The organism is Phycicoccus sp. Soil802, from assembly GCF_001429605.1.
In the GTDB taxonomy this organism is placed as follows: domain Bacteria; phylum Actinomycetota; class Actinomycetes; order Actinomycetales; family Dermatophilaceae; genus Pedococcus.
Genome location: NZ_LMSS01000005.1, coordinates 578,144 through 604,722, shown reverse-complemented (window position 1 = coordinate 604,722; position 26,579 = coordinate 578,144). Strand labels below are relative to the sequence as shown.

The 26,579-nt window shown below is 70.9% G+C and carries 24 protein-coding genes; 14 read left to right on the top strand and 10 right to left on the bottom strand.

Going from position 1 to position 26,579, the window contains the following annotated elements; all coding sequences use genetic code 11:
• Positions 1-43 precede the first annotated feature (43 nt).
• Entirely contained in the window at positions 44-499 is a 456-nt protein-coding gene (locus ASG91_RS13865) for a hypothetical protein (protein ID WP_056923177.1), read from the top strand.
• Positions 500-553: 54 nt separating this feature from the next.
• On the opposite strand, the gene ASG91_RS13860 is transcribed toward ASG91_RS13865, so the two are convergent.
• Positions 554-1,309, bottom strand: a complete 756-nt coding sequence (locus tag ASG91_RS13860) for a S9 family peptidase (RefSeq protein ID WP_056923176.1) — start codon at positions 1,307-1,309, stop codon at positions 554-556.
• Positions 1,310-1,533: 224 nt separating this feature from the next.
• Here ASG91_RS13860 and ASG91_RS13855 point away from each other — a divergent pair, with 224 nt between their 5' ends.
• Positions 1,534-3,273: a HAMP domain-containing sensor histidine kinase gene (locus ASG91_RS13855; RefSeq protein WP_235545617.1), complete on the top strand. Its 1,740-nt coding sequence runs from the start codon at positions 1,534-1,536 to the stop codon at positions 3,271-3,273.
• Here the strand turns inward: ASG91_RS13855 and ASG91_RS13850 are convergent.
• Positions 3,259-3,690 carry an Hpt domain-containing protein gene (locus tag ASG91_RS13850; protein WP_056923174.1) on the bottom strand — a complete coding sequence of 144 codons (432 nt, stop codon included), beginning with the start codon at positions 3,688-3,690 and terminating at the stop codon, positions 3,259-3,261. The two genes, ASG91_RS13855 and ASG91_RS13850, sit on opposite strands and share 15 nt — an antisense overlap.
• The gene (locus ASG91_RS13845; protein ID WP_200961307.1) at positions 3,690-4,097 is read right to left on the bottom strand and encodes a response regulator; all 408 of its coding nucleotides are present in this window, start codon (positions 4,095-4,097) and stop codon (positions 3,690-3,692) included. The genes ASG91_RS13850 and ASG91_RS13845 overlap by 1 nt, the downstream gene beginning before the upstream one ends.
• A 188-nt stretch (positions 4,098-4,285) precedes the next feature.
• Here ASG91_RS13845 and ASG91_RS13840 point away from each other — a divergent pair, with 188 nt between their 5' ends.
• The gene (locus ASG91_RS13840) at positions 4,286-6,889 is read left to right on the top strand and encodes a response regulator (protein ID WP_056923173.1); all 2,604 of its coding nucleotides are present in this window, start codon (positions 4,286-4,288) and stop codon (positions 6,887-6,889) included.
• Positions 6,890-6,898: 9 nt separating this feature from the next.
• On the opposite strand, the gene ASG91_RS13835 is transcribed toward ASG91_RS13840, so the two are convergent.
• Entirely contained in the window at positions 6,899-7,174 is a 276-nt protein-coding gene (locus ASG91_RS13835; protein ID WP_056923172.1) for a hypothetical protein, read from the bottom strand.
• A gap of 324 nt (positions 7,175-7,498) precedes the next feature.
• On the opposite strand from ASG91_RS13835, the gene ASG91_RS13830 reads away from it, so the two are divergent.
• The 6 genes from ASG91_RS13830 (at position 7,499) to ASG91_RS20710 (ending at position 13,526) form a co-directional block, all read left to right on the top strand.
• Positions 7,499-8,683 carry a YibE/F family protein gene (locus ASG91_RS13830; protein ID WP_235545616.1) on the top strand — a complete coding sequence of 395 codons (1,185 nt, stop codon included), beginning with the start codon at positions 7,499-7,501 and terminating at the stop codon, positions 8,681-8,683.
• 19 nt (positions 8,684-8,702) lie between these two features.
• Positions 8,703-9,674: an ROK family protein gene (locus ASG91_RS13825; RefSeq protein ID WP_235545615.1), complete on the top strand. Its 972-nt coding sequence runs from the start codon at positions 8,703-8,705 to the stop codon at positions 9,672-9,674.
• Entirely contained in the window at positions 9,671-10,369 is a 699-nt protein-coding gene (locus tag ASG91_RS13820; protein ID WP_056923171.1) for a copper homeostasis protein CutC, read from the top strand. The genes ASG91_RS13825 and ASG91_RS13820 overlap by 4 nt, the downstream gene beginning before the upstream one ends.
• Positions 10,370-10,415: 46 nt before the next feature.
• Positions 10,416-11,900 (top strand): M81 family metallopeptidase, encoded by a 1,485-nt coding sequence (locus ASG91_RS13815; protein ID WP_056923170.1) that lies wholly within the window; start codon positions 10,416-10,418, stop codon positions 11,898-11,900.
• Between the two features lie 176 nt (positions 11,901-12,076).
• The gene (locus ASG91_RS13810) at positions 12,077-12,892 is read left to right on the top strand and encodes a hypothetical protein (RefSeq protein WP_056923169.1); all 816 of its coding nucleotides are present in this window, start codon (positions 12,077-12,079) and stop codon (positions 12,890-12,892) included.
• A 478-nt stretch (positions 12,893-13,370) separates the two neighbouring features.
• The gene (locus ASG91_RS20710) at positions 13,371-13,526 is read left to right on the top strand and encodes an alpha/beta fold hydrolase (protein ID WP_157606356.1); all 156 of its coding nucleotides are present in this window, start codon (positions 13,371-13,373) and stop codon (positions 13,524-13,526) included.
• A gap of 192 nt (positions 13,527-13,718) precedes the next feature.
• On the opposite strand, the gene ASG91_RS13805 is transcribed toward ASG91_RS20710, so the two are convergent.
• Positions 13,719-15,440 carry a hypothetical protein gene (locus ASG91_RS13805; protein ID WP_056923168.1) on the bottom strand — a complete coding sequence of 574 codons (1,722 nt, stop codon included), beginning with the start codon at positions 15,438-15,440 and terminating at the stop codon, positions 13,719-13,721.
• 336 nt (positions 15,441-15,776) lie between these two features.
• Positions 15,777-17,333: a dolichyl-phosphate-mannose--protein mannosyltransferase gene (locus ASG91_RS13800; RefSeq protein ID WP_056923280.1), complete on the bottom strand. Its 1,557-nt coding sequence runs from the start codon at positions 17,331-17,333 to the stop codon at positions 15,777-15,779.
• 98 nt (positions 17,334-17,431) lie between these two features.
• On the opposite strand from ASG91_RS13800, the gene rsmI reads away from it, so the two are divergent.
• Entirely contained in the window at positions 17,432-18,292 is an 861-nt protein-coding gene (gene rsmI / locus ASG91_RS13795) for a 16S rRNA (cytidine(1402)-2'-O)-methyltransferase (RefSeq protein ID WP_056923167.1), read from the top strand.
• On the opposite strand, the gene ASG91_RS13790 is transcribed toward rsmI, so the two are convergent.
• From ASG91_RS13790 to ASG91_RS13780, 3 genes are all read right to left on the bottom strand, one after another.
• Positions 18,285-19,058, bottom strand: coding sequence for a CPBP family intramembrane glutamic endopeptidase (locus ASG91_RS13790; protein WP_056923166.1), 774 nt, complete (start codon positions 19,056-19,058; stop codon positions 18,285-18,287). The two genes, rsmI and ASG91_RS13790, sit on opposite strands and share 8 nt — an antisense overlap.
• Before the next feature lie 49 nt (positions 19,059-19,107).
• Entirely contained in the window at positions 19,108-19,707 is a 600-nt protein-coding gene (locus ASG91_RS13785; RefSeq protein ID WP_056923165.1) for a DUF4126 domain-containing protein, read from the bottom strand.
• A gap of 142 nt (positions 19,708-19,849) precedes the next feature.
• Positions 19,850-20,494: a hypothetical protein gene (locus ASG91_RS13780; protein ID WP_056923164.1), complete on the bottom strand. Its 645-nt coding sequence runs from the start codon at positions 20,492-20,494 to the stop codon at positions 19,850-19,852.
• Positions 20,495-20,682: 188 nt separating this feature from the next.
• On the opposite strand from ASG91_RS13780, the gene ASG91_RS13775 reads away from it, so the two are divergent.
• From ASG91_RS13775 to ASG91_RS13765, 3 genes are all read left to right on the top strand, one after another.
• Positions 20,683-22,782, top strand: a complete 2,100-nt coding sequence (locus tag ASG91_RS13775) for a sensor histidine kinase (RefSeq protein ID WP_056923163.1) — start codon at positions 20,683-20,685, stop codon at positions 22,780-22,782.
• A complete protein-coding gene (locus tag ASG91_RS13770; RefSeq protein ID WP_056923279.1) occupies positions 22,779-23,456 on the top strand; it encodes a response regulator transcription factor in 678 nt (225 codons plus the stop codon). The genes ASG91_RS13775 and ASG91_RS13770 overlap by 4 nt, the downstream gene beginning before the upstream one ends.
• 122 nt (positions 23,457-23,578) lie before the next feature.
• A complete protein-coding gene (locus ASG91_RS13765) occupies positions 23,579-24,433 on the top strand; it encodes a glycerophosphodiester phosphodiesterase family protein (RefSeq protein ID WP_056923162.1) in 855 nt (284 codons plus the stop codon).
• A 140-nt stretch (positions 24,434-24,573) separates the two neighbouring features.
• Here ASG91_RS13765 and ASG91_RS13760 read toward each other — a convergent pair whose 3' ends face one another.
• Complete coding sequence (locus ASG91_RS13760) at positions 24,574-25,137, bottom strand: hypothetical protein (protein ID WP_056923161.1); 564 nt, start codon at positions 25,135-25,137, stop codon at positions 24,574-24,576.
• A gap of 221 nt (positions 25,138-25,358) precedes the next feature.
• Between ASG91_RS13760 and ASG91_RS13755 the strand changes: the two genes are divergently transcribed.
• Positions 25,359-26,528 carry an RtcB family protein gene (locus tag ASG91_RS13755; protein WP_056923160.1) on the top strand — a complete coding sequence of 390 codons (1,170 nt, stop codon included), beginning with the start codon at positions 25,359-25,361 and terminating at the stop codon, positions 26,526-26,528.
• The last annotated feature ends 51 nt before the right edge of the window (positions 26,529-26,579 follow it).

The window sequence follows — 26,579 nt, the reverse complement described above, 5'->3', positions numbered from 1 at the left end:
GACCCAAGGCCGCCACCGTGGCGGTGGGAAGTGAGGAAAGACCATGAATCGCAAGGCATTCCGCGTCATCGGTGTGATCGCGACGAGTGGCGTCGCGGCGCTGGGCCTGGGGACGGCGGCATACGCGTCCGGGGTCTCGGGCCCGGCGATCTACGTCGACCACGTCCTCTACCGGACGGTTGCGACGCCGACCGAGCTGTCCGGGACCGGAGCGCCCGCGCAGAGCTGGGACACCATCTACAACTTCTTCGGCGCGCAGCCCAGCGTGGCTACCGCGGCGCCCGGCGACCCGGGCTTCAACGGCGGCCGCTGGCAGGTGCACAAGGTGTCCACTCCCCACGGGTATGCCGCGGCGCTGGCCGCCGGAGACCTCGACGGCAACGGGGTCCTGGACTCGGCCTCGGAGATCCAGGCAGCCCTGGCATCCGGCGCCCTCGTCGACGACGGCATCGTGAAGTACTTCGTCTGCACCCTGAACAAGGTGCCCGCCCGCCCCTGAGCGGAGGCCGCAGGTGGTGCGGCTCAACGCCATGCTTCCACCAGGTCAGCAGCGTCAGCCCAGGTAGGGATCAGCCCATGCGCTGATGATCCGGGCCGCACGCTTGGCCTGGTCCCGACCGGTGAGGAGGTGGTCGGCGCCCTCGAGCGAGACGAAGCTCCGGGGGTGCCGAGCTGCCCGGAAGATCTCGCTGGCGTTCGCGATGCCGACCGTGTTGTCGGTGGGGGAGTGCAGCACCATCAGGGCGCGGCGCAGGGTTCGGATCTGCTCGCGCAGGTCAGCCGCGCGGACGTCCTCGATGAAGTGCCGACGAAGGACGAGCGCCTTGCCACCGATCAGGAAGGGGGCCTCTCCCTCGGCGATGATGCGCTCCACGAGGGCGTCGTAGTTGTGCTCGACGTGCCCCGGTTGGTACGGCGCGCCGATGCTCGCCACGGCTCGGACCGAGTCCAGCTCGTGAGCCGCCGCGATGACTGCGGCCCCACCGAAGGAGTGACCGACCAGGAGCCGCACCGTCCGACCCGACTCGTTCATGAACCGCACTGCCTGAGCGGTGTCGGCGACCTTGTGCGAGAAGGAGCCGTCTCCCCAGTCGCCCTCGGAGTCGCCCAGGCCCAGGTTGTCGAAACGCAGCATCCCCACCCCTTCGTGGGCCAGCTGCTTGCAGATCCGGCTGGCAGCGGGGCTGTTCTTGCCGAGGGTGAAGCCGTGGGAGAACACTCCCCAGCCGCGTACGGCGCCTTCGGGGTGGTCGACGAGACCGGCCAGGCGCGGCCCACTGGTGCTCGGAAACCACACTGGCTCGGCCATGGCGTCCATCCTTCCAAAGTCGCCGAGGCCCCGCTGAGCACTCTGTGAGGTGCCGACGTCCGCATCGGTCGAACCGCTTCCCCCACCTCACCCTTTTGTCCCATTCCTCAGCACTCGTTTCATTTGCCCGAGGTCTGCCGGATAGATTGCGCACGCCAGTAGGGAGATGTGACGTGGAAGTCGATACGTGGGAGATTGCTGCGCTGCGCAGCATCGGCCTCATCATGAGTCAGGCAGCGACGGCTGCTGATGATCGGGTGCTGTTCGACCGCATCGTCGAGAGCGCGGCCGAGGTCGCTGCCTTCCAGGTCGCTGCACTGAGCCTGGTCCTACCGAACGGGGACCTGGAGGCCGTGGCCGTGGGCGGCGACGCACGCGCACGCGACGCGGTCCTGGGCCGCGTCACCCCGCGCCACGTCGTCGAGGCCGAGTTCGCTGCGGCTGAGCAGTGGGGCGCACTGCGGTTCGTCCCGCACGACCGGCTTCCGGGGTCGTCCCCCGTGGGGTGGTCTGATCCCACCTGGTCGGGAGGGGACAGCAACGTCGACCCGTGGCACCCCAACGACACCTTGTTCGCCCCGTTCTTCACCGCCTCCGGTGACCTTGCCGGGACCTTGAACGTGGATCTACCCCTCAACGGCCAGCGACCCGGGCCGCTCCAACGGGTTGTCCTCGAGGTGTTCGCCGGACAGGCCGGCGTCGTCCTGGCGGCAGCGCAGGAACGCACGCGGCTGGCTGAACGGGTCCGCATCACCCAGGCGGTGCAGGCGGTCGCACGCGTGTCGAACGAGGTGCTCGAGCCCGAGGTGGTGGTCGCGGCGGTGGCCGAGCCGGTGGCCAAGGGGCTGGGCTGCTCACAGCTGTGGATCCGCACCTTCGGCGACGACATCCGTGATGACCACTCCGCCACCTACCCCCACCCTGCAACGGCCACGCCGCCCGAGCTGGTCGACGTCGCCCGTCGCGTGGCGCACGACGCCTGGGCGCTTCGTCGAACCGTGACGGTGGCACCGACCGGAGCGAGCGCCGGTGACCTGGTCACGGCCGCGGAGGAAGCCGCGATCATCGACTTCGTCAGCAGCAGCGCATCCCACAGCCTCTTGCTCGTCCCCATCGGCGCAGCCTCCCAGTGCCTGGGATACGTCGTCTGCACCCGCGCAGGGTCGTACCCGACCTGGAGCGACGCTGAGCGCGCAGCCGCCCTCGAGATCGGCCGTGACCTGGGCCGTTCGGTGCTGAACTCGCGCTTGTTCGCCCTCGAGCGGAAGCTGGTGTCGAACCTGCGCACGGCCGAGCGTGCCCGCGCCACGTTGTTCTCCACGGTGTCGCACGAGCTGAAGAACCCGTTGGCGTCAGTGGTCGGCCACGTCGAGATGCTGCAGGACGACCCTGACGGCGACTCTGCCTGGTCGCTTGGCGTCATCGACCGCAACGTGCGCAGGCTGCAGGGGCTGGTGGACGACCTCCTTGACCTGGGTCGCTTCAGCGACCCGGACCGACCCCTCGTCCGCACCCGCGTCGACGTCAACGAGCTCGTGCGCGACGCCCTCGAGATGTTCACCCCGGAAGCCACCAAGAACGGGGTGACGCTGCAGCACGAGCAGCCGGCCGACGTGGCCGTGTCCGGCAGCAGCGAGGAGCTGTCACGGGTGGTGACCAACCTCGTCGGGAACGCCGTGAAGTTCAGCCGGCGCGGCGGACGGGTCAGCATTGGCGTGGACCGGAGCGACCACCACCTGGTCCTCGAGGTCACCGACCAGGGCCTGGGCATGTCACAGGAGGACCAGGCCCGGCTGTTCACCGAGTTCTTCCGCTCCACGAACCCAGATGCCCTCGCCGTCCCGGGCACCGGGCTGGGGCTGAGCATCGTCAAACACATCGTGGTGCGCCACGGCGGCAGCATCGACGTGACGTCCAGCCTGGGCGAAGGCACCACCTTCACCGTCCGCCTACCAGCTGTCTGACCCGCCTCCCGGGCGGTTCGGAGCACCCGATCCGTCCGAGCCGCCCGAGCCGCCCGAGCCGCCCAGCGCCACGCGCAGCCGGGTCACCACCTCCAGACCGCGGCCCGCCCGGACCTGCGGACCCACCGCCCCGGTGGCGTCGTCGAGGATGGCTTCCAGGCTGCGGCCGAGCTCGCTCGCCTCGCGCATGCCGAAGGTGCCTGCGGAACCCACGAGCGAGTGCGCGGCCCGGCGGGCGGTCAGTCGCGCCTCCTCCCGCAGCACGCCGCGCTGAAGATGGCCCAGTGCCTCCTCGATCACCTCGACCCGCGCCAGGTTGGTGTCCCTCGCGCGGTCGCGGAAGGCGGCCATGACAGCGTCCATCGGCGCCTTCGCACCGTCCCCACCCGCGGCGGCCCGGTCGGGGTCGGTGGGCATCAGGACCAGCCCAGGACGGCCGACAGCTCCGCGGGCAGCAGCATGGGGTCGAACGGTTTGCTCAGGACGCCCACCACCGGCAGCTCGGCCAGCGCTGCGCGCTCCGCAGCGAGGACGCTCGCCGTGAGCAGCACGATCGGGATGCCGGCGGTCGCCGGGTCCTGGCGAAGGGCGATGGCCGCGGTGGGTCCGTCCATGCGGGGCATCATCACGTCCATGACGATGGCGTCGGGCTGCTCCACCCGGGCGCGGTCCAGTGCCTCCTGGCCGTCGGCTGCCGTCGTGACGCTCCAGCCGCCCACCATCTCGAGGCTCATCGTGGCCACCTCGAGGATGAGCTCGTCGTCATCGACGACGAGGACCCGGCGAACGATCCCCGGCGGGCTGGCGTCCGCGGCCGCGTTCACCCGCTGCGGTCGTGCCGTCGGGATTGCGTGGGCTCCATGCGGACAGTGTGCAGCACCCTCACCCCCTGCGCACTCTCGCCCTGACGGCAGAGTCGGCGCTCGCGGCCGCGTCGTGCGGTGGCAGGGCTGGACAAGGGGCAGACTGACCGCATGACGACACAAGCGTCCACACGCAATCCGGGCCTTCGATGAGCAACGCCCGAGGCGCGGCCCGGGGTGTCACCAGTGAGGGACGCCGGTCCTGGAAGGGCGACCCCCTCGGTGGCCTGCCGCTGGGACGCGCCCTGCTCGTCGTCGCCGTCGTCGCGGTCGTGCTGCCGCTGCTCGTGGTCACGACGGCGCTCACCGGCTTCACCGCCGTCGACCGAGCCCACACCAACGCGTTCCGGCTGCTCACGGCCCAGCAGCACCTGCTGGACGCCAGCGCCATGGTCGCGAGCCTCCACGGCGACGTCCTGGAGTCGCTCGAGGCCCCCGAGGGCAACAACGAGACCGGCACTGAGCTGGCGGCCCGGACGCGAGCCCACCTCACCCAGCTCGAGGACGACCTGCGCAAGCTCGAGGCGTCGAGCCCATCCCCCTCCCTCGACGCGCAGGTCCGCAGCCTCGACACGGCGTTGCGGGACCTCGGCGCCGACGCGGTCAGGCTGAGCGACCTCGCCGCCACGTCGACCCGCGAGGCGCGGGAGCAGCACGAGGACTTCGACGCGACGTTCGACCAGCTGGCCGAGCCGCAGTCGCAGCTGCTGGCCGCCTTCGCGCGGGAGGCTGACTCGGCGAACCAGGCAGCCGATCGCCGGCAGGACCAGGCCATCCACTGGACCGCGATCGTCGCTGCCGCCACCCTCGGCGCGATGCTGCTGCTCGCGTTCGCCCTCTATCGCTTCGGAGCCGGCAACGAGGAGCTCCTGCGCAGCGTCAAGGAGCAGGCCGACGAACTCGCCGCCAGCAACGCCGAGCTCCAGGACGCCCAACACCTCGCCCACATCGGCAGCTGGCAGTGGGACCTGGGCTCGGGACGGACCGAGTGGAGCGCCGAGTTCTACCGCATCCTCGGCCTCGACCCGGACACCGAGGGCGACCGCGAAGAGCTCTTCGCCGCCCGTGTCCACCCCGAGGACGCGGCGGATGTCCTGCGCGCACAGGAGGAGGCGGCCAGCGCGCCGGGCGAGATCCGCTCCGAGTACCGCATCGTGCGACCCGACGGCACGGTCCGTGAGGTCCGCGCAGTCGGCCGGGCGGTGCGCGACGAGTCCGCAAACGTGATCCGGCTGGTCGGGACGATGCAGGACATCACCGAGCAGCGCGTGGTGCAGCGGATGAAGGACGAGTTCGTCGGCGTCATCAGCCACGAGCTGCGGACCCCGCTGACGTCGATCCGAGGTGCGCTCGGCCTGATGGCCGGCGGTGCCGTCGGCACCCTTCCGCCCAAGGCACAACGGATGGCCGACGTGGCCCTCAACAGCTCCGAGCGCCTGGTCCGGTTGGTGAACGACATCCTCGACGTGGAGAAGATCTCTGCGGGCAAGCTGGAGCTCGACCTCGAGCCGCTGCCGGCGGCCGACCTGGTGGGGGCGGCCCTCGAGGAGATGCGCGCGATGGCCGCGCAGGCGGGCGTCACGCTCAGTGCGGCCCCCTCGGACGCCGTCGTCCTCGCCGACCGCGACCGGATCGCCCAGACGTTGGCGAACCTGCTGAGCAACGCCATCAAGTTCTCCCCCGCCGGAGGCGTGGTGACGGTGACCGCCGGCCCGGCGCCGTCCGAGGGCGACGACCATGGCCTGGTGCAGTTCACCGTCACCGACCAGGGGGCCGGCATCCCGGCCGACAAGCTCGAGACCATCTTCGACCGCTTCGCCCAGGCCGATGCCACGGACAACCGGGCCAAGACCGGCACGGGTCTCGGCCTGCCCATCTGCCGCGGCATCGTCGAGCAGCACGGCGGCCGGATCTGGGCCACGAGCAACCCGGGGTCGGGCAGCACGTTCACGTTCGTCCTCAGGACCGCTCCCACGCCGAAGGACGAGCCGGATGGCCCGCCACCCGTCGGGGCGATCCTGATCTGCGACGACGACCCGGACGTCGTCGAGGTCCTGGCTGCCATGCTCGAGTCGCACGGCTACGCCACCCTCACCGCGCACACCGGGCAGCAGGCCCTGGACCTCGCCGCGGTCCACGCTCCCAGCCTGATCCTGATGGACCTGAGGATGCCGGGCATGTCGGGGTGGGAGGCCATCGCCGCCCTGGGTGCGAACCCGGCGACCGCCGCCATCCCCATCGTCATCCTCAGCGCGCTGACCCCGGACGAGTACGACGTCCCCAGCGCGTCGTCCTGGCTCACCAAGCCGGTCGACCAACGCGCCCTCATGGGCTCGCTGCGCGAGGCACTGGGCACCGATGCGACGACCAGCGTCCTCGTCGTCGAGGACGACGAGGACGTCGGCGAGGTCCTCAAGGTGTTCTTCGCCGACCACGGGGTCCACGCCCGCGTCGCGCACACCGGGATGCAGGCGCTGGCGATGAGCCGGGACGTGCCACCGGACCTGCTGGTCCTCGACCTCGGGCTCCCGGACATCGACGGGTATGCCGTGGTGAGCGCCTTGCGTGCCGACGAGCGGCTGCGGTCGCTGCCGATGGTCGTCTACACGGGCCGCGAGCTCGACGATGCGGACCGGCGCCGGCTGCGGCTGGGCGAGACGAGGTTCGTGACGAAGGCGGGGGAGTCCCCGGAGGAGTTCGAGCGGCAGGTCATCGGCCTGCTCCGGTCCATCACCGCACCCACCTCTCCGTAGGGAGGGAGCTCAGGCGACCCGCGACGTGAAGGGGAGGTGGCCGTCCGCGACCGTCTCGTCGCGGTGCGCGGAAGCCAGCTGGTCGGCGTCCCGCTCGGGGAGGAATCCCGAGTCCTGTCCACAGTCGTGGCAGACCGCGATCGCTCGGTGGCCGAGGTGGACGACCTCGATCCGGTGCGGGTGACAGGTCTCCGCACCGTCGTGGTGGTGGTCGCGGCGATGGACCGCGTCGGCCGTGCAGGCGGCGACCGGGTCATTGGACTGCTCGGGCGTCGAGTCGAACATCGGATCACCTCCTGAAATCGTTTCCGTGCCTCCATCCAACCTCGACGAGCCGCCCTGGGTAATCGGGCGATGGGCCGGAAGTGCCCCGACGAACGGGCGAGGCTGCCGGGGCTGAACGCCTCATGGAGAAGAGGCGCGGGTCGAGCTGCTGATACCGCCAGCCAGCCGATCCGCGCGGCGACCGAGCACACGCACCGCACTGTCGCGGGACCCTCGCTGCCAGCCGACCGACCCGCACGGCAGGATGACCCGGGAGCGTGGTCAGCCGGAACGAACGCATCGAACGGGCGGCCGCGGCATACGGCCGACCGGACGGAGGCAGAGGTGGCGGGAAGGCACGCGCACCCCCACGCGCACGCCGGTGGGCTGAACACCTCGCCCACGGTGCTCGTCGCGGTGGCCGTCGTCCTCTGTGCGGTGGCCGTGGCGATGGTCTGGCTGTGGCCGGACAGCAAGGCGGCGGTGGCCGGGGCCCCCGACACCCAGCAGGTCAACGGTGTCATCACGACGATGGACGTCGAGCCCTGCCCGCCCGCCACGGACCAGCTGCAGCAGTCACCACCCGCGGCCAGCTCGGTGTGCGGCAGTGCCCAGGTCAGGCTGACGACCGGTGACCAGGCCGGCACGACGTTCACGGTCCCGCTGCCCACCGGTGTCGGGTCGCCCACGGTCCACGTCGGGGACAAGGCGGTCCTCGCGTACTCGCCCGGCAACGAGGCCGCGTCCCGCTACGCGATCATCGACCACGAGCGAGGCACCCAGCTGTGGGTGCTCCTCGTGGCGTTCGTCCTTGCGGTGCTGGCGTTCGGCCGCTGGCGGGGTCTGACCGCGCTGCTCGGGCTCGGGTTCACCTTCACCGTCATCCTCGGGTTCGTCATCCCGGCGATCCTCGACAGCAAACCACCACTGCCGGTGGCGATCGTCGGCTGCTCCGCGATCGTGCTGGTCGTCCTCTACCTGACCCATGGCTTGGGGAGGACGACCACGGTGGCCCTGGCCGGGACCTTGGCGAGCCTCCTGCTGACCGGCCTGCTCTCGGCGCTCGCCGTCATGGCGATGAACCTGTCCGGCGCAGGCGACGAGAGCTCGTTCATCCTCGGCCAGTCCCACGGGGTCGACCTGAGAGGGCTGCTGCTGGCCGGCATCCTGATCGGCTCGCTCGGTGTGCTCGACGACGTCACCGTCACCCAGGCGGTGACGGTGGAGGAGCTGGCCCGGGCCAACCCCGAGCTGGGTGGAAGACAGCTGTATGCCGCCGCGACGCGAGTCGGGCGGGCGCACATCGCCTCGGTCATCAACACCATCGTCCTGGCCTACGCAGGCGCCTCGCTTCCGCTGCTCGTGCTCATCGTCGCCCTCGACGACCCGCTCGGCCAGGTGCTGTCGGACCAGCTGGTGGCGACCGAGCTGGTCCGCAGTGCGGTCGGCACCATCGGCCTGATCGCGGCGGTGCCCATCACGACCGCCGCGGCGGCCTACGTCGCGCGGCCGCGCCGGTCAGCCGCGTGAGGCCGGATACGGTGCACCGGTGACTGAGGCGCTGACCAGGAGCACCGCGGCCGTGGTGGCCGTCGACCTGGGCGGCTCTTCCATGAAGGGCGTCGTCGTCGACGGCTCGGGACGTGAGCTCGCCACCAGAACCGTGCCCACCCCGGACCGCGAGGTCGTCTCCGCGTTGACGCAGCTGGTGCGCGACCTGTCCACGATCGCCGCAGGCGCCGGCGTCACACCGGTGGCCGCGGGTGTGGTGACACCCGGCTCGGTCGACGAGGCGCGCGGCGTCGTCCGCTACGCGTCCAACCTCGGCTGGCGCGACCTGCCCCTGCGCGACCACCTGGGCGACGCACTCGACCTTCCCGTGGCGGTGGGGCACGACGTGCGGACGGCCGGGGTGGCCGAGCAGCTGCTCGGCGCGGGACGTGGCTCGGACAGCTTCGTGCTCGTGCCGATCGGGACGGGCGTCGCCGCCGCGATCGTGAGCGACGGCCGACTCGTCGCCGGATTCACTGGCGCCGCAGGGGAGTTCGGCCACATCCCCTTGGTGCCGGGCGGCGAGCTGTGCCCGTGCGGACAGCGCGGCTGCCTCGAGGCCTACGCCTCGGCCGGCGCCCTCGCGCGACGGTATGCCGCGGCCGAGGGGCACGCACGAACCGCCGAGGAGGTCGTCGCCTCGCTTGGCTCGGACGCCACGGCAGATCGCCTCTGGGACGAGGCCGTCACCGTGCTTGCCCAGGGACTGAACGTCCTGACCATCCTCCTCGACCCCGAGCTGATCGTGATCGGCGGTGGACTGTCCCGGGCGGGGGCCGTCCTGCTCGAGCCGCTGACCGCGAGGATGGAGTCGGGGCTGGCCTGGCGCGGCCGGCCCCGGGTCGTGGTCAGCGAGCTGGGTGAGAGCGCCGGGCGGCTCGGGGCCGCCGTCCTCGCCTTCCGGGCTGCCGGACGCGACGACCTGCTGGCGTCGTGGCGCGTGGACCCGAGCCAGGACCAGCACCCGTGACCCTGGTGGAGATCTGCGTCGAGGACGTCGCCGGCGCCCGCACTGCGGAGGCGTGTGGGGCCGACCGGGTCGAGCTGTGCGCCGACCTGCTGGAGGGCGGGATCACGCCGAGCCTCGGGATGATCGGCACGACACTTGCGGCAGTGAGCAGGATCGGGGTGCACGTCCTGATCCGACCGCGGGGTGGCGACTTCGTCTACGACGCCGACGAGGTGGCCAGCATGCTCGCCGACATCGCCGCGATCCGACGGCTCCCGACCAGGGTGCCAGTGGGGTTCGTCGTCAATGCCCTGACCTCGGATGGTCGGATCGACCATGTCGTCACGAGCCGACTCGTCGCAGCGTGCGGCGAAGCGTCGATCACCTTCAGCCGCGCGTTCGACGAGGTCGCAGACCACCCTGCGGCCCTCGACGTGCTGGCCCGCCTGGGGGTGCACCGGGTCCTCACCGGTGGTGGCAGGGGGCCGGCCGCGGATCACCACGAGGAGCTCCGCGCCCTGGTGCGCCACGCCGGCACTCGCATCGGCGTCCTCGCCGCGGGCGGTGTGCGCGCCGTGAACGTCGCCGGGCTCGTCGAGTCCACCGGCGTGCGGGAGGTGCACCTGCGAGCCCCCGCGGACGAAGGAGGCCGCAGCCGCACGTCGGCGGCCGGCATCACGGCCGTGCTCGACGCGCTCGGCCGCCCGGCCGGCTGACCACCCGGCCAGCCACGCGGCATACCCATCGAGCAGACTGACGACCATGGCCCACGGACGCACCCCGAGGATCGCTGTCGCGGGGATGGCGATCGAGTCGAGCATCTACGCGGCCCACCGGGCCGGCTATCGCGACTTCGACGTGCGTGAAGGTCCGGCGGTTGTCGAGCGGTACGAGTTCCTTTCCACCGGAACGACTCTGGGCGATGCAGCGGACTGGGTCGGGGTGTTCTACGCGCGGTCGATCCCCGGCGGGCCCGTGGTCCGCGAGGTCTACGACGACTTCAAGGCCCGCATCCTCGACGGGCTCGCGAAGGCCGCTCCGCTCGACGGTCTCTACCTCGACCTCCACGGCGCCATGAGCGTGGAGGGCATGGACGACGCCGAGGGCGACCTGGTCGACGCGATCCGCGACGTCATCGGCGCGGAGCCGATCATCTCGGCGCCGATGGACCTGCACGGCAACGTGTCCGAGCGCCTGGCCCTCGGGGTGGATCTGCCCACTGCCTATCGGCTCGCTCCGCACGAGGACGCGTGGGAGACCCGCGAGCGTGCTGCCCGGAACCTGGTGGACTGGCTCGAGCGTGGTGGACGTCCACGCCGTGCGTGGGTGCGTGTGCCCATCCTGCTGCCGGGGGAGAAGACGTCGACGCGCGTCGAGCCGGCCCGGAGCCTCTACGCGGGGCTCGCCGAGGTGGAGCGCCAGCCCGGCGTGACGGATGCCTCGATCTGGATCGGCTACGCCTGGGCAGACGAACCGCGCTGTCACGCCTCGGTCCTCGTCACCGGCGACGACGACGATGCGATCGTCGGGCCCGCCGCAACCCTCGCCCAACGGCTCTGGGACGCGCGCGACGACTTCGGGTTCGTCGGACCCACCGGCACGCTGGCCGAGGGGATCGCGGCCGGACTGGCCCACCGTGCGGCCGGCGGAGGCGCCCCCTACCTCGTCAGCGACAGCGGCGACAACCCCGGGGCCGGTGGCACCGGCGACGTCACGTGGGCGCTGACCGAGCTGCTCGCGATGTCGGAGCTGACCCGCGAGGACTCGCCGGTCGTCCACGTCGCCTCGATCTTCGACGAGTCGGCCATCGAGGAGCTCTTCGAGGCGCAGCCGGGGGAGCGGGTTTCGGTGACGGCCGGGGCCCGGGTCGACCACCGGATCTGCGGACCGGTCCGCATCGAGGGCGAGCTCGTGAGCCTGCACACGGGGGACCCCGACGCCGGCCGGATCGCCGTGGTGCGCATCGGTGGGATCCGGGCCGTCGTCACGGAGTTCCGCAAGGCGTTCCACGACACCGCTGACTTCCGCGCCATCGGGTTGGAGCCGACCGACGCCGCCATCGTCGTGACCAAGATCGGCTACCTCGAGCCGACCCTGCACGACATCGCGCAGGGCTGGACCCTTGCGCTCACGCCCGGTCCGGTCGACCAGGACCTCGAGCGGCTCGGGCACTCCAGGATCACGCGGCCGATGCATCCGTTCGACGCGTTCCCCGAGCCGCCCGACCTGTCGGTCCGCCTCTCCTGACCACGACCCTCCCCAGCAGACACCATCGACTCATCGTCACCACGCGCGGGCGGTGAGGGGCAGGCCTCTGTTGTTGCAAAATCTACGATTCAAGGGGTCTGGTGCGTTGGGGTCCGGATGCGGCAATGTGCGTGGCACGACCCAACGGGGGGTCGGGTTCACAGCTGGGGGATCACATGAAGATGTTGCGCTCCATCCTGTCCGCCGCCACCGCAGGAGCGCTGCTCCTGCCGGTCATGGCCAGCGCCGCCTCTGCGGCACCGGCACCCAACGACACCGCCGCCACCGCGACAGTCGTCTCGTCCCTACCCACCACCATCAGCCAGGACACGACGGGCGCCACCACCGACGCCACCGACGCTGCCCTCAACGCGAACTGCGGCGCACCGTTCACCAACGCCAGCGTCTGGTTCACGTACACCGCCGCCACAGACGGCGGAGTCGTCGCCGACATGTCGGCCTCCTCCTACTCCGGCGGATTCATGGTCACGGAGGGTGACCCCGCCGGCGGCGTCCTCGTGGCCTGCGGGCCGACGACGGTGGGTTTCTCCACCACCGCCGGGCAGACCTACTACGTGGTCGCGTTCTCCGACACGACCACGGTGGGCGGTCAGCTCGAGGTGACGTTCGACGTCGCACCGCCTGCCCCCGAGGTGACCTTCACCTTGAACCCCAAGGGGACGGCATACAAGGACGGCAGCGCCAAGCTCACCGGCACCTACTCGTGCACGAACGCTGACGACTTCTTCTCCGACATCGAAGGCACCCTGACCCAGCGGGTCGGGCGGGTGAAGATCAGCGGGTTCTTCTTCGTGAACCCGTTGCAGTGTGACGGAACCACCCACCCGTGGGAGGCCATCGTCGTCAGCGACACCGGGCTGTTCCGTGGAGGCAAGGGCGCCACGGTCGCCTTCGCGTTCGCGTGCGGCCTGTTCGAGTGCTCGCTGGGCTACACCGAGCAGACGGTTCAGCTGAGCACCAACAAGAAGTAGTGCGCTGACTCGCTGGGCGTCGCCCCCCGATGGGGGCGGCGCCCGGCGAGCTTAGCTTGGTCTCTGGTCACCGCGGCGTCCCGGAGAGACCATGGGGCATGACAGCAGCGGCGGCAGTCGAGCGCGAGCCCTCTGAGCGACCGGTCTGCTGGTGCTGTGGCAACACGTTCGACGAAGCCGACCTGAGCCGGCTCGGATCGCATCCTGAGGTGGGCGTGTGCGCAGGGTGCGCTCAGTGGCTCCACCGGCGGGCGCGGTCCTCCGCTGACACGGGACGCCGCACGCCGGTCGCAGTGGCGCGTGGCGCGGTGGCGACGCTCCGCGGACGCGTCATGCGGGCGGGAGCCCAGGACTGGCCCCTCATCGGGCCCGTGCTGCGCCGCCTCGACCGGCACCTGCCCTGACCGCCCGCGCCCTGGGCTAGCCGGCGCGGGCCGTCGCCGGCATCGAGACGCCGGCCCTCGTCGTCCACTCGGGGTTGGACCCCATTCCCTCCGAGTGGGGCCGCTTCCTAGCCGACACCATCCCGAGTGCCGACCTCGCCATCCTCGAGGGTGCCAGCCACTTCCCGATGATCGAGGACGCAGATCTGTTGCGCGACACCGTCGTTCCGTGGCTCCGGAAGTACGCCTAGAGCACCCGCGCTGAAACTGGTCGACCCGGCACCGGCTGGTGGCCGGTGCCGGGTCGGCACTGTCACAGTGAGCTCCCGGGACGTGGAGCCGCTGTGAGCTGGAGCTCCCAGGGACGTGGAGCACCAGGGACATGGAAGGGGTCCGCGGCCCACCCCCTGGGCCGCGGACCCCACGCCATGCAGGTCCTGCGGTCAGCGCTTCTGCGCGACCTTGCGGTAGCCGGCCGAGACGCCGATGCCGGCGAGCAGGAAGCCCATGCCCAGCCACAGCAGCGTCGGGTCCGAGCCGGTGAAGGCGAGCTCGTTGACGGCCGCCGGCTTGGCCAGATCGGCCGCGGCCGGGACCGCCGAGGCGGGCTGGGCGGGCTCGGGCACCACGGTGGCGCCGTCACCGGTCACCGGCTCCTCGCAGGCAGGTCCGGCCGGAACGGCGGCGCTCACGAGCACCTGCTCGGACGAGTCCGGCACGGCCGGGGTGTCCTCGACGGTGCGGTAGGCACCGGTCGCGGTCCACTCCTCCCCGGGCGACTGCGCAGCCCAGACCAGCTCGGTCTCCCCGTCGACCGTGCGGGTCTCGCCGGTGGCCGACCAGGCCGCACCGGGGGACTCGACCGACCAGGTCTCCTCCCAGTGGCCCACCGCGTCGGTGGCGGGCGTGACCAGCACCTGCTCGTCCCAGGCCGGGGACACCAGGACCTCGGTCGTGGTGTCGGGCGTGGCCGCGTGGTGGACGGTCGTGTAGACGGCGTCGTGGTGGACCGTCTTGTAGACGTCGTCGTGGTGCACGGTCTTGTAGACGTCGTCGTGGTGCACGGTCGTGGACACCGCGTCGTGGTGGACCGTCTTGTAGACGTCGTCGTGGTGCACGGTCTTGTAGACGTCGTCGTGGTGGACCGTGGTGTAGACCGCGTCGTGGTGGACGGTCGTGGACACCGCGTCGTGGTGGACCGTGGTGTAGACCGCGTCGTGGTGCACGGTCTTGTAGACGGCCTCGTGGTGGACCGTGGTGTAGACCGCGTCGTGGTGCACGGTGGTGTACACGGCGTCGTGGTGCACCGTCGTGTAGACGGCCGCCGAGACGAGCGCCCCCTGGCGGGTGATGCCCGTGGCGACCCAGCCACCCGAGTTGTTGTTGGGCTGCGCGTTCCAGTCCGGGTCGGCGTCCCAGCGCACACCGTTGCCGTTCTTCTGGACGAACTTGTACTCCGTGACGTACACGGCCGGTGAGGTCATCACCTGCTCGTCGTACGCGGCGGTCTGCAGGACCTGCTCGTCGTAGGCGGCGGTCTGGAGCACCTGCTCGTCGTAGGCGGCGGTCTGGAGCACCTGCTCGTCGTAGGCGGCGGTCTGGAGGACCTGCTCGTCATAGGCCGGCGTCACGACCTCCTCGTCGTAGGCGGCGGTCTGCAGGACCTGCTCGTCATAGGCCGCGGTCTCGAGGACCTGCTCGTCGTACGCCGCCGTGTCCAGCACCTGCTCGTCATAGGCCGGCGTCACGACCTCCTCGTCGTAGGCCGCGGTCTCGAGGACCTGCTCGTCGTACGCCGCCGTGTCCAGCACCTGCTCGTCGTACGCCGCGGTCTCCAGGACCTGCTCGTCGTACGCCGGCAGACCGGGGACGACGACTGTCGTGTACTCGGCGGGGTGGTGGACGGTCTCGTAGACCGCGTCCATGGCTGCGGAGTCCACCAGCCACTGCTGCCACTGCCGCTCGATGACCTCGGAGACCGAGCTCCACTCGTACTCCTCGTGGGTCACGGCAGCCGTGCCCGGGACGACGACGGTGGAGTAGACCGCCTGCTTGGCGGGCGTCCCGCATCCGACCTGGCCGTCCGCTGCGGACGCCACCCCCGGTGCGATGGCCAAACCCAGTGCTGAGACCGCAACCGCGATCGATACCCGCTTGGTGTTCATGTAGAGCCCCTGCCCTCTTGTCCCGAATGTTGGTGACGCCGGGGTGAGGTTCAGTGGTTCGGGCCACACCCTGGCGTTGTGCGCCGAGTGTGTGGTGGAGGTCAGGGAATGGTCAAGAGATAGTAAAGAGACGGTATGCAGAACGTAAAGTGGCCCGTTCGATCCCCAACGGAGGCAAAGCCCCCCATTCGACTCGGACAGGGCTATCCGGCTTTGTCGTGACTATGCCGGTATGTCCAGAATTCAACGACCAGGACGTTGGTCAGGAAATCGTCAGGGATCGACCCATTCCCAACCAAACGGCTGATCCCGCGTCTCCGAGGTCCGGCTGATGCCTCAGACCCAGCTGGGGAACCACATCCGCAGCGACCACTGGCTCTGGGGGATGACCTGGGCGGTGTAGACCGGCCAGAAGAACGCGAAGATCGCCAGGGTCAGCAGGCAGTAGGCCCCCACGACGTAGAGGCCGATCTCCCGTCGGCGCCACGAGTCGGTGCGCCGACCGAGGGCCAGCCCGAGCACGAAGACGACGGCGAGGATGACCCACGGTTCGAAGGCGACGGTGTAGAAGGAGTAGATGGTGCGCTCCTCCAGCCCGAACCAGGGGAGGTAGCCCCCAGCCAGCCCTGCGAGGATGGCGCCGGCCCGCCAGTCCCGCTTGAAGACCCAGTAGAACGCCAGCACGACGATCGCCGCGGCCCCCAGCCACCAGACCGAGACCGTGCCGATCGAGGTGATCGCCTTGGAGCACTGGGCGACCGCGCAGCCACCGTCGCCCCGCTTGGGACCCTCGTAGAAGAAGGACGTGGGCCGGCCCTGGACGACCCAGGACCAGGGGTTGGTCCGGTAGGGGTGGTTGTCGTGCAGGTTGACGTGGAACGTGTAGATCTCCTGGTGGTAGTGCCACAGGGAGCGCAGCGCATCCGGCACCCACGGGGTGTCGCGCGAGGGGTGGATCCGTCCCCACTCGCGGTCGTAGCCCAGCGGGGAGCGGAACCAGCCCACCCACGACGCGAGGTAGGTCACGACCGCCGTCGAGCACATCACCAGGGCGGCCCAGAGCCCGTCGGTGACGACCGCGGAGGTGAACCAGTGCCGCACCCCCACGGCCCGCCGAGCTCCGATGTCCCAGAAGACCGTCATCAGCCCGAACGCCACGAGGAAGAACAGCCCCGACCACTTGGTGCCGGCGCACAGCCCCAGGCTGATGCCCGCGACCCATCGCCACGGCCGCACGCCCAGCCAGGGCCCGAGGCGGGCGGCGAGCTCGTGGTTCGACCGGCCGGCGGCTCGCTCGGCGAGGATCGCCCGCGACCGGTCGCGGTCGATGAGCAGCGCGCAGAACGCCACGAGGGCCCAGAACATGACGATCAGGTCGAGCAGGCCGGTGCGCGACTGGACGAAGTGGTGGCCCTCGAAGGCGACCAGGAACGCCGCGATGGTGCCGAGCAGCGACGACCCGAACATCCTCCGGGCGGCTCGCCCGATCATCAGGATCGACAGCGTCCCGAGCACACACACCGAGAAGCGCCACCCGATCGAGGACGTCGGCCCGAACAGGTGCTCACCGGCCGCGATGACCCACTTGCCAACGGGTGGGTGGACCACGAGGTCGCCCTCGGTGCCGAAGACGTCCGGGGTGCCCTGGGTGAACAGCTGGTCGGGCTTCTTGAGGGTGTCCGGCACCCGCATCTCGACGCCGTACTCCAGCATCGAGACGCCCTGCTTGACGTAGTAGGTCTCGTCGAACACGAGCTGGTGCGGGCGACCCAGCGACCAGAACCGCATGCCGCCACCCACGACCGCGAAGAACAGGGGTCCGAGCCAGCCCCAGAGGGTGTCGGTGGGCCGGAATCCGAGCAGCCGTGATCGCAGCAGCTCGATCCGGGTCATGCGCGCCATCGTATGCACAGCAACTCAGGCACCCCTGACTCCCCTGCAACCTGGGGCGCCCCCAGGGTGTTCAGGGTGCAGGCTGACAGGATGGCGACGTGACCTCCGACCACGGCGTCCTCGTCCTCGCCGCGACCCCGATCGGCGACCCGAGGGATGCCGCCCCCCGGTTGGCCGAGGAGATCGCCACCGCGGACGTGGTGGCGGCCGAGGACACCCGTCGGCTCCGCCGGCTCTGCAACGACCTCGGCATCACCCCCAGCGGCGCGGTCCTCAGCTACCACGAGCACAACGAGGCCTCGCGCACGCCGGAGCTGGTCGAGCGGCTCCGTGCCGGAGCGCGGGTGGTGGTCGTGACGGACGCCGGGATGCCGTCCGTGTCGGACCCCGGGTACCGCTTGGTCGACGCCGCGGTGACGGCCGGCATCCGGGTGACCTGCGTGCCCGGCCCCAGCGCCGTCCTGATGGCCCTGGCCGTGTCGGGCCTGCCCGTCGACCGGTTCTGCTTCGAGGGGTTCCTCCCGCGCAAGCCCGGCGAGAAGGCGCGGGGCCTGGCAGCGCTGGCCGACGAGCGTCGGACGATGGTCTTCTTCGAGGCACCCCACCGCATCGACGCGACGCTCCTGGCCATGGCGGAGGCCTTTGGCGCCGACCGGCGGGCGGCTGTGTGTCGTGAGCTGACCAAGACCTACGAGGAGGTGCGGCGCGGCGGGCTGGCGGAGCTGGCCGCGTGGGCGGCCGACGGGCTCCGTGGCGAGATCACCGTGGTGGTGGCCGGCGCGACCCCGGCGGTGACCACCGTCGAGGAGGCGCTGCCCGGCATACAGGAGCGTGTTCTCGCAGGTGAGCGGCTCAAGGACGTGTGCGCCGACGTCGCCGCGGCCACGGGGTTGTCGAAGAAGATCCTCTACGACGCCGCGCTGGCCGCGCGCCGCCCGGCCTCGGGCGTGCCTAGCTGAGCCAGGCCAGGTGGTCCTTGAGCAGGGCGTAGCCCACGAAGGCCACCACGTCGAGCAGGGTGTGGGCCACCACGAGGGGGCCCACCCGCCGCGTGCGCGTGTAGATCCAGCCGAAGAACAGACCCATCACGACGTTGCCCACGAACCCGCCGAACCCCTGGTAGAGGTGGTAGGACCCGCGGATCAGCGCAGACGTGACGACGACGGCCGGCAGGGACCACCCCGCGCGCAACCAGCGGGTGTAGAGGTACCCGACCATGACGACCTCCTCCAGCACGGCGTTCTGCGCCGCCGCGAGGATGAGCACCGGGATCGTCCACCAGACGTCGGTGAGGTTGGCCGCGGCGATGGTCGTGTTGAGGCCGAGCGCCCGGGCAGCCGCATAGAGGCCGAGCCCGGGGAGGCCGACCGCGGCGGCCAGGGCGAGCCCCCGCACGAGGTCGCGTCCCGGCTGGCGCAGGTCGAACCCGATCGCGTGCCGCGCGTCGGGGCGGTCCCGGGCCAACAGGTAGAGCGCGAGCGCGACCGGCACGAGGGCGAGCGCGATACCGACCAGCTGGTACGCCAGGTCGAGCCACGGCCGGTCGGGGGTGACGGAGGAGTTCATCGCCGTCGTCTGCTGGTTGAGCGGCACGTTGCGAGTGAGCTTGTTGACCAGGGACAGCAACGCGTAGATGCCGGACGACCCGAGGCTGACCCCGAGGACCAGCACGGTCTCGGTGACCAGCGCACGGCGCGTGGGCGGTGGGGCTGCGGCGACGGTCATGGGGCCATCCTCGCGGTCCCGGCTGGACGAATCATGCAAGCGCGGCCCGTCAGGCGAGGGCTGCGCGGCCGTCCCGTCTCTTGCGCCATCGGCGCACCTTGAGCCAGAGCCACACCAGCAGCCAGGCGAGCAGCACCAGGAACAGCACGACCAGCACCGGGATGAAGACCGCCACGAGGCTCAGCCCGATCGACGCCCCGTCCTCGACGGTCGAGGCGATGGGGGCGCCGAAGCCCAGCGTCCCGGCGTTGATCGCCGGTCGGGCCACGGTCTTCCCGCCATGCACCAGTCCGGAGACGATGATGCCGAGGACCACCCCCACCCAGGGGTTCTGCGTCATCCACGTCGAGTTGTCGAGCCCCTCGGCCGCGGAGGTCGCGGCGAAGATCAGGCCGCCCATGCTGGGCCGGATGAAGGTCTGCACGGCGTCGTTGACGGTGTCGACCGCGGGGATCTTGTCGAGCACCACCTCGGTGAGCAGCAGCACCGCACCGATGCCGATGGCCCACCACGACTCGATCCACGAGTACGACTGGGGCAGCGTCAGGAAGTCGGTGAACCGCGCGATCAGGGCGACGACGAGGAACGGGATGTAGGCGTTGAGGCCCGCTGCCGCGGACAACCCCATGCCGGTCAGTACGGCGATCATCGGCCACCTCCTGTGCGGGTGCGGTGCACCTGTGAAGACATGTCTACTCGACGCGGCTGCCCGGTGCGCGGTTCCGCGGGCGGTTCCACAGACAGGGGTATGCCGCGTGCGGGAGTCCGCACGCGGCATACCCCTGGGTCAGTCAGCTGCCGTCGGCCTGCTTGCGGGCGACGATCTGGCCGAGGACGGCGTAGCCGATGACCAGGTGGGCGGCGCCGACCCAGCGGGCCACGCCCTCCCCGAAGATGCCCATGGTCGGGACGGTGACGACGGCCCAGCTCTCGGCGACCAGCGGGTAGAACCGGGACAGGCCCTGCCAGCGGCCGGCGACGGCGATACGGATGCCGATGAGGAACATGCCCAGCATGGAGATCGGCCAGAACATGTCGAGCGCCAGCGACGCCGGGTTGTCGAGGTTCGTCAGCCCGAAGAAGTCGGACGCGGTGGAGGCCATCGCCAGCGCGAGCGCCCCCGCCTCGATCCGGAGCACCGTGCGGGCGGCCCTGCCGGAGCCGATCGCGTTGCTGCGCCACAGGACCCGCACCAGGCTGAGGACTCCGACCTGGAAGAGGAAGGCGCTCGCGTTGTGGGCGTACTGGTAGGCGGTCCCCTCGCTGTTGAGGCCGAACACGACGAGCATGCTCGACCACGCGAGGGCGCCGACCGTGAGCATCGTGCCGTGGCGGAAGTAGGGACGCTGGGTCAGTGGCACCGTGGGCGTCGGGCGAGCGGTGGCGCTGGTTGTCACGTCCGAACGCGCCGGTGCGGAGGTCTTCGTGAGCGACATGGTGGGTCTCCTTGGTCTGTCTCGAGTGAGTGGTCGGCACCCGGTCGGTGCCGTTGCCGAGAACTCTGCGGCGCCCCACGACCCGGGCGTCAGGGCCCGGCGTCCCGTTCCGGGTCCCTGAAGTTGTCCCGTCGGATCGGGACAGCAATCCCCTGACGACGGGACACCGGCGTTGGCACACTGGCGAGGTGACCGCCGTGCCAGCCCTGCGCGCCGCCCAGGCCCCGGGTCCCGCCGCGCCCGGCCCGGACGCCCGCCAGCGGCACCTCGTGGTGCCAGGTCTGCTGGTGACGGCCCTGGTCGCCCTCGTCGTCGGGTGCGTGCTGCTCGATGCGAGGTCGACCGACGCCGAGCGTGCGCTCTACGTCTCGGAACGCGGCGTGGTCAGTGGCGCCATCGGTGCGCTCGTGGGGCTGTGCGGTGCCGCGATCCTCACCTTCCGTCCGCGGCACGTCGTCGGGCTGGTGCTCGCCGGCACCGGCGCCTTCTGGGCGCTCGACGGTTTCTGCGAGTCGTATGCCGTGGTGGGGCTCCACGAGCAACCGATCCTTCCGCTCACCGGCCTGGCCTACTGGGTCGTCTCCGAGGCTGGGTCGCTGCTGCTGGTGGCCCTGCCCCTGGTGCTCGTGCTCTACCCGACGGGTCGCCTGCCGGAGGGCCGCTGGCGCACCGTGGCGGTGGCCGCCCTGGTCATGTCGCTCACCCTGCCGCTCAGCCTCGTCCTGGCCCCGGACAGCACGATCTACGAGGGCCGGCTCCCGGACGAGGTGGTGCGGCTGCTCCCGCAGGTCGCCCTGCCGTGGTCCGACGCGGTGGCGGTCGCCGCGCTCCATGTCGGCCAGGTGCTGACCCTGCTCGCGATGCCGCTGGCCGCCGCAACGGTCTTCGCCCGGCACTCGCACTCGACCGGGGTGGAGCGCACCCAGCTGCGCTGGCTGCTCTGGGCCGCGATCGTCTGCCTGCTCGCCGGCGGCGTGATGGTGCTCGACGTCAACGGTCCGGTCGGGTTCGCCGCCCTCGTCCTCGCCCTCGTGGCGACCAGCGTCTCGGTCGTCATCGGGGTGGTGCGGCCCGAGACCGGCGACATCGACGCCCTCGTCGGGGGAACCCTCGTCTACGGCGGGATCGCCGCACTGTTCGTCCTGCTCGACCTCGGCGTCGTGGCTGCGGCGGCGGCCCTCCTCGGCGACCGGTTCGAGGAGCGGCAGGTGACGGTGCTCGTGCTGGTCCTGGCCGTCGCGGCATACGGTCCGCTGCGGTCCTGGCTCACGGCGCAGGTGCGGCGCCGCGTGCTGGGGAGGCGGGGGGAGCGGTACGAGGTGGTCTCGGCCCTGGCCGAGCGCCTCGAGGAGTCCGGCGGGCTCGAGGAGCAGCTGCCGGCGCTCGCGGCGAGCGTGGCCGAGGCGTTCCGGGTGCCGTTCGTGCGCGTCGAGGTGCTCGGACCCGGGGGGCAGGGGCTGGCGGCCACGCACGGGACCGAGCCGACGGCGAGCCGGTCGTTCCCCATCACCTACCGCGGTGAGCGGATCGGGTCGATCGAGCTGCCCGACGGGGGCATCCGGGGGATGCTCTCGCGGCGCGACCAGGTGCTGCTCGTCGACGTCGTCCGTCAGGCCGCCATCGCGGTGCGCAGCAGCCTGTTGGCCCGAGCGCTGCAGGAGTCGCGCGAACAGCTGGTGCTCGCGCGCGAGGAGGACCGGCGGCGCATCCGGCGCGACCTGCATGACGGCCTCGGACCGGTCCTCGGTGGTGTGGCGATGCGCCTCGACGCGGCCGGCAACGCCGTCGACTCCGACCCGGCCACCGCCCATCGACTCGTGGTCCAGTCGCGTGCCGAGATCACCGAGGCGCTCGCCGACGTGCGGCGGCTCGTGCACGGACTGCGCCCGCCCGCCCTCGACGACCTCGGCCTGCTGGCCGCCGTCGAGCAGCAGGCCGACCGCACCCGTGCCGCGGGACTCGAGGTCTCGGTCCGCGCCGACGACGTCGCCGGCCTGCCCGCGGCCGTGGAGGTCGCGGCATACCGGATCGTCTCGGAGGCGCTCGCGAACGTCGCCCGCCACGCCCGCGCGAGGTCGTGCACGGTGACGCTCGCGACCGGACCGGCCGACCTGGCCGTGGAGGTGCGTGACGACGGACGCGGCATCGCGCCGGACGTCGTGGCAGGCGTCGGGCTCCGGTCGTTGCGCGAGCGGGCCGAGGAGCTCGGGGGACGCTATGAGGTGGTGTGCCCGCCCGGTGGTGGGACGACGGTGCGGGCCTGGCTGCCGGTGGGAGGCAACGGATGACGGACGACGGACTCGGTGCAGGTGGTCGCCCCGTGCGGGTGCTGATCGCCGACGACCACCCGATCTTCCGCGACGGGCTCGCGACGTTGCTCGAACCGCACCCGGACATCGAGGTCGTCGGGCGGGCCGCCGACGGCGCCGAGGCGGTCGCGCTCGCGGCCGAGCACCGCCCCGACGTCATCGTCATGGACATCCAGATGCCGCACGTCAACGGGATCGAGGCGACCCGGCGGGTGCTGGCCCAGCAACCGGGCGTCGGGGTGCTGGTCTTCACGATGGGGGAGGACGACGGCACCCTGCTGTCGGCGATGCGCGCCGGCGCGCGGGGCTACCTGGTCAAGGGAGCCGCGCAGGACGAGGTGGTGCGCGCGATCACCGCCGTCGCTGCGGGCGGCGTGGTGTTCGGGGCGTCCCTGGCCGCCCGCATCGGCGACCTGCTGTCGCCGTCGCCCGCGCGGCAGGCCACCGAGTTCCCGATGCTCACCGAGCGCGAGCGGGGGGTGCTCGACCTGATCGCCGCGGGGCGCTCCAACGGACAGATCGCCGCCGAGCTGTTCCTCGCGCCGAAGACCGTCCGCAACAACGTGTCGGCGATCCTGTCGAAGCTCCAGGCGACCGATCGGGCCGAGGTCATCATCCGCGCGCGGGACGCGGGGATGGGCCAGCGCGACTGACCGTTCGTCGATTGGTGAGGGCTCTGCGGCCCACGGCCGGGTCTGGTCTGGGAGGGTGGAATGTCTGGATGTAACCGCTTACATCCGATTCGTCCCCAACACACCTGAAGGAGTGTGGACCCATGTCCGGACCGCGCAGACTCGCGATCCTGCTGCTCGCGGCAGCCACCCTGCTCGGCTTCGCGCCGGGATCGGCATCCGCAGCCGACTCCCACCGCGTCGCCAACATCGCCCACCGGGGTTCCGGCGCGATGGCACCGGAGAACACGCTGGCCTCGGTGCGGCTGGCCCTCCAACAAGGCGCCGACTACATCGAGAACGACATCATGCGGACCAGCGACGGGGCCCTCGTGATCATGCACGACCTCACGTTGGCCCGGACCACGAACGTGGAGCAGGTCTTCCCGGACCGTGCGCCGTGGAACACCAAGGACTTCACCCTCGCCGAGATCAAGCAGCTCGATGCCGGCTCGTGGTTCAGTGCCTCGTATGCCGGTCAGCGGGTGCCGACGCTGCGCGAGTGGGTGGAGGCCGTCGGGTCCCGCGCCGGGATGCTGCTCGAGGCCAAGGACCCCTGGGCGTTCCCGGGCATCGAGCTCGACATCGACAAGGAGCTGCGGTCGATCCCCGCGTTCGGGAAGGCCCTGGCCTCCGGTCGCGTCATCATGCAGGCCGGTGACGAGCCGTGGCTGCGGAGCTACCACGACCTGGCTCCCGACGTGCCGGTCGGACTGCTCTACTACACGCGCCCGACCGACGAGCAGCTCGTCTCGGCCAGCACCTGGCTGGACTCGGTGCACCCGGCCCTGGGCAACATCGACCAGGGGATCGTCGACCGTGCGCACGCGCTCGGGTTGGACATCCACGTGTGGACCGTCAACTTCGGCGGTGACATGAGCCGCGGCATCGCCTGGGGCGTGGACGGGATCATCACCGACTACCCCTCGGTGCTGCGGGACATCCTGCGCAAGGGCTGACGTCGTCGGCGGGGACGGTGTCCGCAACCACCGTCCCCGTCGGGCGTTCGCTCCGCCCCCGCAGGATTCGGCCAATTGCCCGCTTCCAAGCGCTTACGGCCCGCCAAGGCCGGCAGAACTCGGCCAATTGGCCGCCTTCGTCAGCCCAGGAGCGGGCCGACGAGGTCGGCGCAGAAGTCGACCTCGGTGAACCGGCCGTTCAGCGCCGTGACGACCGGGTCGCCGATCTGCTCGCCGCCGGGCTGTCCGTCGCCGAGCAGGTCGTACGTCGTGACCAACCGCAGGGTGCCGGAGTCGCGGTAGACCACTTGGCCCGCACTGTTTCGGACCGTGAACGAGGCCCCCGAGGTCTTGGAGTCGAAGCTCCAGATGTTGCCTTCGAGGTGCGTGCCGCTGGTCTCGCGGAACAGGCTCCGGTTGCTGATCGTGAACCACCGCCCGTTGGCCGGGTTGGTGAACGTGTCCACCGCGGACAGCTGCTGCCAGCCCAGGTAGGCCTCGTCGGTGCCCTTGATCGTGCGGATCGTGAAGCCACCGTGGCCTTCGGCCGTGTGGTCGATCGTGATGCCGCACTCGTCGAAGCTCTCGGCGAAGGTGAACTCGAAGCGCTCGTGGCTGTACATGGCCGCGTCTGCGGGGGTTGCGACGACGACGGCAAGGGCAGCGGCGGCAACGGCGGCCCGGGCGATGGTTCTGCGGATCATGGGTTTCTCCTCCGATGGGTGGTCCTGCGCTCCTCACGGTCCTCGCCCCCACGCGGCCTCACATCGGGAAAAACCCGTAGTCCTTCTCGCGACGGCAAACCCCTTCGACGCCCCGCTAGCGGAAAAGGCGATGCGGTTGCGCGGCATACCTGTCACGCTCGTCTGCGGCCCGCACACGGCGACGCCTGCACGAAATCCGTTACGTATCAAGGAGGTGCGTCATGCATCAGATCTCTACCCGGCTCATGAACTGGGCCTCGATCCTCGAAGGGAAGACCCAGGAGCAGGCGCTGCGCACCTCACAGATGCCCTTCGTCTTCCCCCACGTCGCCCTCATGCCCGACGCCCACCTCGGTCTCGGCGCGACCGTCGGTTCGGTGATCCCGACCGAGCGGGCCGTCATGCCCGCGGCCGTCGGGGTCGACATCGGCTGCGGCATGATCGCCGTCCTCACGCAGTTCATTGCTGCAGACCTGGAGGGCCGGTCGCTCACCCCGCTTCGGGAGTCGATCGAGCGGGCGATCCCGCTGTCGGCCGGCGCCGCAAACCAGAAGGTGGTGGCCACGGCAGAGTCGAGGGTCGACGAGCTCGAGGTGATGGCGACCTCGGCGCAGTTCGACCCCGACCAGCGGGCCGGACGGTGGCGGCTCCAGCTCGGCACGCTCGGCTCCGGCAACCACTTCGTGGAAGTCAGCCTTGACGAGCAGGACCGGGTCTGGGCCTTCCTCCACTCCGGTTCGCGGGGTGTCGGCAACAAGATCGCGCAGCACCACATCGCGATCGCACGGCAGCTCATGGAGCGGTACTGGATCGACCTGCCCGATCGGGACCTCGCCTACCTCGTGGAGGGGACGGACGAGTTCTGGGCGTACATCCGGGAGCTCCGGTGGGCGCAGCACTACGCGCTGCTCAACAGGGACGAGATGATGGACCGGGTCCTGCGGCAGCTCGGGGAGTTCCTCGGGACGTCGGTCGTCGAGCACGAGCGGGTCAACTGCCACCACAACTTCACCCAGCAGGAGCACCACTGGGGGAAGCAGCTGTGGGTGTCGCGGAAGGGAGCCATCGAGGCGAAGACCGGCCAGCTCGGCCTGATCCCCGGCTCGATGGGAACTCGGTCGTATGTCGTCGAGGGCCTTGGCAACGCCGTCGCGCTCAGCTCTGCACCGCACGGTGCGGGGCGGCAGTACAGCCGGAGCGCAGCCCGGAAGCAGTTCACGCACGAGCAGCTCCGGGAGGCGATGCAGGGCATCGAGTTCAGGGACACCGAGGCGTTCCTGGACGAGATCCCGGGCGCGTACAAGGACATCGACCAGGTCATGGCTGACGCCGCCGACCTGGTGACCGTCCGGCACACGCTGCGGCAGGTCGTCAACGTCAAGGGCGACTGACCGCGGCCGGGCACCGCCCCGGTATGCCGTTCACGCGGCATACCGGGGCGG